General features: G+C 66.6%; 7 protein-coding genes and 2 pseudogenes. 3 read left to right on the forward strand and 6 right to left on the reverse strand.

Features of this window, described 5'->3' with window-relative positions:
* Positions 1-106: 106 nt before the first annotated feature.
* The 6 genes from CLV37_RS26615 to CLV37_RS26640 all read right to left on the reverse strand — a co-directional run bounded on the left by CLV37_RS26615 (position 107) and on the right by CLV37_RS26640 (position 5,719).
* Positions 107-511, reverse strand: a complete 405-nt coding sequence (locus tag CLV37_RS26615) for a universal stress protein (RefSeq protein ID WP_106215759.1) — start codon at positions 509-511, stop codon at positions 107-109.
* Positions 508-1,293 (reverse strand): ATP-binding cassette domain-containing protein, encoded by a 786-nt coding sequence (locus CLV37_RS26620; RefSeq protein ID WP_106215760.1) that lies wholly within the window; start codon positions 1,291-1,293, stop codon positions 508-510. Before CLV37_RS26620 ends, CLV37_RS26615 begins: the two co-directional genes overlap by 4 nt.
* A complete protein-coding gene (locus CLV37_RS26625) occupies positions 1,290-2,315 on the reverse strand; it encodes an ABC transporter permease (protein WP_106215761.1) in 1,026 nt (341 codons plus the stop codon). The genes CLV37_RS26620 and CLV37_RS26625 overlap by 4 nt, the downstream gene beginning before the upstream one ends.
* Positions 2,316-2,389: 74 nt before the next feature.
* On the reverse strand, positions 2,390-3,412 hold the full coding sequence (locus CLV37_RS26630) for a substrate-binding domain-containing protein (RefSeq protein ID WP_106215762.1): 1,023 nt from the start codon (positions 3,410-3,412) through the stop codon (positions 2,390-2,392).
* Between the two features lie 305 nt (positions 3,413-3,717).
* Positions 3,718-4,854, reverse strand: a complete 1,137-nt coding sequence (gene tal / locus CLV37_RS26635; RefSeq protein WP_106215763.1) for a transaldolase — start codon at positions 4,852-4,854, stop codon at positions 3,718-3,720.
* A gap of 160 nt (positions 4,855-5,014) precedes the next feature.
* On the reverse strand, positions 5,015-5,719 hold the full coding sequence (locus tag CLV37_RS26640; protein ID WP_106215764.1) for a nucleoside/nucleotide kinase family protein: 705 nt from the start codon (positions 5,717-5,719) through the stop codon (positions 5,015-5,017).
* A gap of 431 nt (positions 5,720-6,150) precedes the next feature.
* Here CLV37_RS26640 and CLV37_RS29275 point away from each other — a divergent pair.
* The 3 genes and pseudogenes from CLV37_RS29275 to CLV37_RS26650 all read left to right on the forward strand — a co-directional run.
* Positions 6,151-6,267: pseudogene (locus tag CLV37_RS29275) on the forward strand (LacI family DNA-binding transcriptional regulator); the annotation flags it as partial.
* Between the two features lie 21 nt (positions 6,268-6,288).
* Positions 6,289-7,170 (forward strand): substrate-binding domain-containing protein, encoded by an 882-nt coding sequence (locus tag CLV37_RS26645; RefSeq protein ID WP_245885997.1) that lies wholly within the window; start codon positions 6,289-6,291, stop codon positions 7,168-7,170.
* Between the two features lie 169 nt (positions 7,171-7,339).
* A pseudogene (locus tag CLV37_RS26650) lies at positions 7,340-7,597 on the forward strand (transposase); the annotation flags it as partial.
* Positions 7,598-7,692: the final 95 nt, after the last annotated feature.

Consider the following 7,692-nt stretch of genomic DNA (forward strand, 5'->3'; position numbering starts at 1 on the left):
GTTGGCGAGTGCGGCGGTCGCCATGGTTGAGATTGCCTACACGCGGATGATGCTGCGCCGGTTGACCAGGCCGGCGCAGCCCTCACCGCACATCTGAAACAGTCACTCAGAAGCGCTCGCTGGCGCGGACGGCGAGCACCGGGCAGGTCGCCTCCAGCAGGACCCGCTGAGCGGTGCTGCCCAGCAGGGCCTTGCGGACCGGGGAGAGACGGTGGAGGCCGACGACGATGAGTTCCGCGCCGATCTCCTCGGCGATCTCCAGGATCACCTCGGCGACCGAGGTGGAGGAGGCGTCGCGGTGCTCGATGCGGAACGGGACGCCCTCGTCCGTCAGGCGTGCCTGCAGGGCGTCGAGGTCGCGCTCGTCGGCGGCCGTCGGCCTGGTGTACCCGGCCCGGTCGACGGTGTTCACGACGACGACGTCACTGCCGCGCCAGCGCGCCTGCTGGACCGCCTCGGTGACGGCGAGGAACCCGGTGCCGTCGGGGACGTAGCCGACGACGATGCTCACGACGCGACCTCCTGCACGGGTTCCGGCGGCGGCAGCGCACCGGTCATGAACCCGACGACCTCGTTCATCTCGTGGTCCTGGGGCCGCACGACGGCGGCGCGACGACCGAGGCGGTGGATGTGGATGCGGTCGGCGACCTCGAACACGGCCGGCATGTCGTGGCTGATCAGCACCACGGGGATCCCGGTGGCGCTGATGCGGCGGATGAGGTCCAGGACACCCTGGGACTCCCGCACCCCGAGGGCGGCCGTGGGCTCGTCCATGATGACGACGCGACGCCCGAAGGCCGCCGCCCGCGCGACCGCCACCGTCTGGCGCTGACCGCCGGAGAGGCTGTCGACGGGCTGGGTGATGGACTGCAGGGTCGTGATGCCGAGCTCGTCCATCTGCCGGCGGGACTGGCGGCGCATCTCCTTGACGTCGAGCATGCGCAGGACGGAGCCCAGGGGCCCCTTCCGGCGCAGCTCGCGGCCGAGGAAGAGGTTCGTGGCGATGTCGAGGGCGGGAGCCATCGCCAGGTCCTGGTAGACGGTCTCGATCCCGGCCCGCTGAGCGTCCTGCGGGCTGCGGAAGTGCACCGGTTTTCCGTCCAGCAGGACCTCTCCGGCGTCGGGGACGACGTCTCCGGAGAGCACCTTGATGAGACTGGACTTGCCGGCGCCGTTGTCGCCGATGACCGCCAGGATCTCCCCGGCGCGCAGGTCGAAGTCCGCGCCGGCCACGGCGGTGACGTGCCCGTAGCGCTTGACGATGCCGCGGGCCTCCAAGACGGTGTCGCTCATCGCGCCTTCCTCCGGGTGACGGTGTCGAGGGCCACCGCGGCGATGACCAGGACGCCGGTGACGATGTTCTGGTACAGCGGGTCGATGCCGGCCTGGGTCAGACCGGACTGGAGCACCAGGACGATGAGGGCCCCGATGTAGGTGCCGACGACCGTCCCGCGGCCGCCGAAGAGGCTGGTGCCGCCGATGACGACGGCGGTGATGGTGTCCAGGTTCGCGGTGGGGAACGCGTTGGGGGAGGTCGCCGGGCTGCGGCCGAACGCCTGCAGCGCGGCGAGGGCGTAGAACACACCCGCCAGCACGTACACCGAGAGCAGGACCCGGTTCACGTTGATGCCGGTGCGCTTGGCCGCGAGGTCGTTGTTGCCGACGGCGTACACGTGCCGGCCCCACGCGGTACGGGTGAGGGCGTAGTGCAGGACCGCCACGCTGATCAGCACCACGACGACGCCGGTGGTGACCTGGAACTGCCCGAAGAGGTAACCGCCCTTGGACAGGAGCGTTAGGGGCCCGTCGTCGACGAGGACGGTCTCCTTGGTGTAGAGCCGTGAGGCGGCCTGCAGGATCGTCAGCAGCCCGAGGGTGACGATGAAGGGCGGCAGCCCCAGCTTGGAGACGATCAGCCCGGAGACGAGCCCGAGCGCCGCGCAGACGAGCAGCCCGGCGAACAGCGCGGGAACCTGGGCCCCGGTGCTGCCGGCGGCGAGCTTGGCGACCACGAGGGTCCCCAGCACCATGATGGCGCCGTTGGCCAGGTCGATGCCGCCGGTCAGGACGATGAGGGTCTGACCTAGGGCGAGGGTTCCCACCACGACGGACTGCTGCAAGATCAGCGAGAAGTTGTCCACGCTCGCGAAGTTCTCGGTGAGGATCGAGAACGCGACGACGGCGAGGACCAGGGCGGACAGGGGGCCCAGGACGGGGTTGCGGAAGACGTGGTCCGCGAGGGTCGCGGCGCGGGTTCCCGAGGTGTCGGGCACCTCGGCCGCCTTCTCGCTCGCCACCTGGAGGGAGTCGGACATCGGGACGCCTTTCGGGTCGCTGTTCACGGTCGAGGATCGCGGTCCGGCGCGACGCCGCGCCGGACCGCGCGGGATCAGGAGGCGGTTCCCCAGCAGTTCTGCAGGCCCCAGGTGGTGTCCTTCGCCTCCAGGCCGCCCAGCGGCTTGTCCGTGATCAGCTGCACGCCCGTGTCGATGTACCCCGAGGCCGGGACGGTGGGCTTCGTGCCGTCCTTCGCGAACGCGACGGCCGCCTTCACGCCCTCGACCGCCATCTTGGAGGGGAACTGCATGACGGTCGCGGCGATCTTGCCGTCCTTGACGGCCGTCACGCCGGTGCAGCCGCCGTCGATGGAGCCGAGCACCGTGGTCGTGTCCTTGCCCGCGTTCTTCAGCGCGGTGTAGGCGCCGATCGCCGCGGGTTCGTTGATCGTGTAGACGGCGTTGATGGCGTCGTTCTTCTGCAGCAGGTTCTCCATCGCGGTCTGGCCCTTGGCCTGGTCACCGCTGGTGTCCTGCGTGCCGGCGATCTCGGGGCTGTCGTCGGTGAGCCCCATGCCCGTGAGGAAGCCGGCGTGGCGCTGGTCGCCGACGGAGACGCCGGGCTGCAGGTCGAGCATCGCCAGGACCGGGGCCGTGCTGCCAAGAGCCGCCTTGACGTAGGCGCCCTGCTCCTCGCCCGCCTTGGTGTTGTCGGTGGCCCACGTCGCGTCGACCCCCTGGTTGCCGTCGGTCTGGGTGTCGAGGGCGGCGACGAAGATCCCCTTGGCCTGAGCGGCCTTGAGGGTCGGCACGATGGCCTTGGAGTCGTTGGGGGTGATGAGGATGGCCTTGACCCCGGAGGCGATGAGGTTCTCCACCGCGGTGACCTGGCTGTCGTTGTCGCCGTCGGCGGTGCCGGCCTTGGCGATCAGCTCCGCGCCCTCGGCCTTGGCCTCCTTCGTGGCGGCGTCGCGCATGGAGACGAAGTAGGGGTTGGAGTCGGTCTTGGTGACCAGACCGATCTTGAGGGTGCCGCCGCTGTCGCTGCTGCCGGCGGTGTCACCCGTCTTCGTGGCGCTGCAGCCCGCCAAAGCGGTGGGGACGGCGAGCAGGACAGCGGCGAGGGCGAGGGGCATAGGTATACGGCGGGGGAAGGTCACGAGGTGTTCTCCTTGACAGGGTGGTGTGACAACGATGGGGAAGGTCCGGCGCTACTGGGGCGGCTCTGCAAGGGCCGCGCCGTCGGGCTGGGGGATCGAACAGGTGAGAGCCGGAGCAAGAGTGGGGCGTGCATCGCGAGTTCCAGACAGCACGCTGGTGAGCGCGGCTAGAGCGTCATTGCTTCTTGAACCGGGAAGAACTCCGTCGTCAGGTGGACAGCGGGATGGACCAGACGGCAGGGGATGAGGGGGGACTGGAGTGTGGGCGGCATAACGGGGTCCTACTGGGCTTCTACCTGGGTCCTCACTCGTTCCAGCTCATCGGTGACGGTCTGCAGAAGCTCGGTCCAGCTCTTCTCGAACTTGTCGAGGCCGTCGGTCTCGAGGAACTCGACGACGTCGGTGTAGGAGACACCGAGACGCTCGAGGTCGTCGAGGACGGCCTGCGCCTCGCCGTAGGAGCCGCGGATGGTGTCCCCGGTGACCTCGGCGTGGTCGATGGTCGCGTCGAGGGTCTTGCCCGGCATCGTGTTCACGGTGTTCGGGGCGACGAGGCCGGTGACGTAGAGGGTGTCGGGGAGGTCGGGGTTCTTGACCCCGGTCGAGGCCCAGAGCGGACGCTGCGCGCGGGCGCCGGACTCCTTGAGGACCTGCCAGCGCGGGGTCGAGAAGACCTCTTCGTAGGCCTGGTAAGCGAGCCGCGCGTTGGCCAGACCGGCCTTGGAGCGCAGCGCCTTCGCCTCGTCGGTGCCGATCTCCTCGAGACGCTTGTCGATCTCGGTGTCGACGCGGGAGACGAAGAAGGACGCGACGGACTCGATCTTCGAGATGTCGTGGCCGTTCTGCTTGGCCTGCTCGAGACCGGTCAGGAACGCCTGCATGACGGCGCGGTAGCGGTCGAGCGAGAAGATCAGGGTCACGTTGACGCTGATGCCCTCGGAGAGCGCGGTGGAGATCGCGGCGAGACCCTCCACGGTCGCGGGGATCTTGATGTAGAGGTTCTGGCGGTCGACGGCCTTCCACAGCTTGCGCGCGGAGACCTCGGTGCCGGCGGTGTCGCGCGCCTGGCGCGGGTCGACCTCGAGGGAGACGCGGCCGTCGAGCCCGTCGGTGCGGTCGAAGACCGGCTTGAGCACGTCGCACGCCTTGCGGACGTCCTCGGTGGTGATCTGGAAGACGGCCTCTTCGGTGTCGGCGCCGACGGCGACGAGTTCCTTCACCTGGTCGGTGTAGCGGTCGCCCTTGCTCAGCGCGGTCGCGAAGATCGTCGGGTTCGAGGTGACGCCGAGGACGCCGGCCTCGACGAGGCGGCCGAGTTCACCGCCGTCGGTAAGCTCGCGGGAGAGGTCGTCCAGCCAGACCGACACACCGTGCCGTTGCAGATCCCGTAGAGAAGAACTGGAATCATGATCAGTCATGAGTACATCTCCTAGGTTTGAGTACAGGATCGTGGGGTCGCTCAGGAGCAGGATCCGTGTGCGAGGGGGGCGTGAGAGACGTGAACCACGTCACCCCAAGGTGTCTGACGCAGTTGCGGAGGTAGTACTGGTGATGGTGCTGGCGACAACCGCTGCAGACTCATCGGTAGTGGATGACGAGGTCGGCTCGTGATCGAGAAGCCTCGACAAGTTCGGCATTGCGCTGATCGGATCCACCAGCTCGTCCGGCAGCGGCCGCGGTGTTCGCCTCGAACTGTCTGTGCCGCGCGATGAGGCGGTGAACCCTCACGTTGTCAGGAGTCTCGACGTACCAGACTTCGTCTAAAAGGGGCCGCAGCCCCGCCCAAGCCCCAGCCTCAAGAAGAAGATAATTGCCCTCGGTGATTACCACGCGGACCTCCGTGGTGACCGGTATCGCCCCAGCCACCGCATCACCGAGATCACGCCGGAAGTCTGGTGCGTAGATGGTTTCCCTGCCACCGCGGCGCAGGCGTTCCAGCAGTACGTGGTAGCCGGCGGAGTCGAATGTGTCCGGCGCACCTTTGTGATCAAGCAGGCCCATCCGGTCCAGCAGGGAGTGAGCTAAGTGGTAACCGTCCATGGGAACGTAGGCCACCTGTCCGGGGAAGCGCCCACCAAGAGCGTCGGTGAGTTGGCGGGCGATGGTCGACTTGCCAGCGCCAGGAGACCCGGTGAGTCCAACAACGATCCGCTCGTGCTGTTCGAGAAGAACCTCTACCCGCCCACACAAGATCTCATCGACAGTATTTTCATCCCACTTAATGTGGGGAAGTCGCTGTTTGCTCGTGCTGATCTGAGATGTGCCTTGACGGGCAGTTGCCATGATCGACTCCTTCGTCTGCCCCCGTAGAAGCGTTATGTTTCGCCGTTCCGCGAGTCGTCATCGACGCGTTCCCCGGGTGGCCGTCCGTGGTGCATCTTCGCGGTGGGACAGGAGGACTGTAGGGGATCAGGAGGCGTCGCCTTCGGTCCTTGCGCAAGGTCTTGCGCAAGGACGCTAATGCATGATGTAGCCGCTAGTCTGCTGCAGAGCCAGCGCATACTTCCCGTAGTTCCGAGATGGTCCCGAGAGCATCTTCCTGTCGTGTTTTGGCTAGGTGGGCCAGCGTTGAATGCCATGTTGCGTAGTCAGCGCGGGGTTGCGTAGTCAGCGCGGGCTGCGGGTGGGCTCGCCGCGGACGCAGCTGACGCAAGGTCCGCGGCTGCCGGTTGCGCCTGGGTGTTCCGCTTTGCTAAGACGGCGTAGTGGTGACGATGACGGCAGTAGCTGAAGCTGCTGGGGTCTCCTTGGCGACGGTCTCTCATGTCTTCAATCGCACGCGGCACGTCAGTGAGGTAACCCGAACACGAGTCTTGGCCGCTGCGGAGGCGCTGGGTTACTACGACCGGCGGGTGCAAGGACTGGAGGAAACACGCCGTATCGTGGGCGTAGTCGTGCCTTCAGCTGCAAGTCCCTATTTCGGTGAAATGCTTGAGGGAATTGATGCTGAAGCCACCCGTACCAACATCACCTTGTTGCTGAGCATGTCGACTGAGGATGCTAACAGGGAGTTACGGGCGGTGCAGGCTCTGCTGCAACGTGATGTGGACGCAATAATCCTTGTTCCCTCGTCAGGATGGCGAGAACGTACGCGCCCGCTGCTGAAAAACTCTCGCACGGCGGTGATTCTGGCAGACCGCCTCGAAGACCAAAGCTTTGATCAGGTCGGTGCTGAGAACACTCACGCCAGTCAAGCGATCGTCTCGCATCTCATCTCCGCCGGCCGCAGCCGCATTGCCATGATCGGCGGGCTATCCGGGCTATCCACTTCTCGCGAACGCGAAGAGGGTTTCCGTCTTGCTCACAAAAAGCACGGCTTGATCGTCGATGACGCCCTCCTCTGGAATGGTCAATCCACCGTGCAAGGGGGGATGCGGGCGGCGACCCAGATGCTTCGCACGACACCGCGTCCCGACGCGGTTTTCTGTGCGAACAACAACATGACTCTGGGGTTGCTGGCCGCCTTGCACAAAGAAGACGTTGGGGTGCCTAAGGACCTGGCCCTCGTTTCCTTCGACGACCTTGAGTGGGGGGACATCCTCGTCCCCGGCATTACGGCTGTTGCCCAGCCTTTCCACGCCGTGGGCAGCCAGGCTGTCCGTCTCGCGGTGAGCCGGTGGCTTGAGCCAGACCGCCCGCCTCAAACGTTGCGGCTGCCCCCCTCCATCGAGCACCGGGAGTCGTGCGGCTGTGAGCTAGCCCGACTGGGTTCGAGGAGGAAGTCGCCTCTTTAGGCGGCTGCGGCAGACCTCTGGGAAGTCTGCCCGGGTGAGTCCCCTGGAGTGGTGTAACTCGGCCGTCGCCGGCTGACGGGACACGGCGTGTCCCCAGACGCAGGTGAGGGCCACCGCGTGAAGCTCTGCGAGTACCCGCCAAGGAACTCGTAGGAGGAAGATCAACGCGATGGCCCTCAAGGACCAGTCTGCCCTCTCCACCCTGCTCGATGCACTCACCACCGCCGACGACGGCGCCCTCATGCGCCGCCTCCTCCAAGGGACCCTGCAGGGCCTCATCGACGCCGAAGCCGAGCATCACATCGGCGCTGGCCTCCACGAGCGCTCAGCCACCCGCACGACGCAGCGCAACAAAACCCGCGACCGCCTCGTCGCCACCACCGCCGGCGACGTCCACGTGAAGATCCCCAAGACCAGGACGGGATCGTGAAGCGTCACGGCTTTGATGCCGCTTCCTGATGAGTCAGGATGACGATCATGCCCCAGCGGTACCCGGCCGAGGTCAAGGACCGAGCAGTCCGG

It is taken from the genome of Kineococcus rhizosphaerae (assembly GCF_003002055.1).
GTDB classification, from domain to species: domain Bacteria; phylum Actinomycetota; class Actinomycetes; order Actinomycetales; family Kineococcaceae; genus Kineococcus; species Kineococcus rhizosphaerae.

Coding starts and splice junctions, on each gene's coding strand:
- CLV37_RS26630 (WP_106215762.1), bottom strand. CDS start 3,412: ATGCCCCTCGCCCTCGCCGCTGTCCTGCTCGCCGTCCCCACCGCTTTG.
- CLV37_RS26640 (WP_106215764.1), bottom strand. CDS start 5,719: ATGGCAACTGCCCGTCAAGGCACATCTCAGATCAGCACGAGCAAACAG.
- CLV37_RS26625 (WP_106215761.1), bottom strand. CDS start 2,315: ATGTCCGACTCCCTCCAGGTGGCGAGCGAGAAGGCGGCCGAGGTGCCC.
- CLV37_RS26620 (WP_106215760.1), bottom strand. CDS start 1,293: ATGAGCGACACCGTCTTGGAGGCCCGCGGCATCGTCAAGCGCTACGGG.
- tal (WP_106215763.1), bottom strand. CDS start 4,854: ATGACTGATCATGATTCCAGTTCTTCTCTACGGGATCTGCAACGGCAC.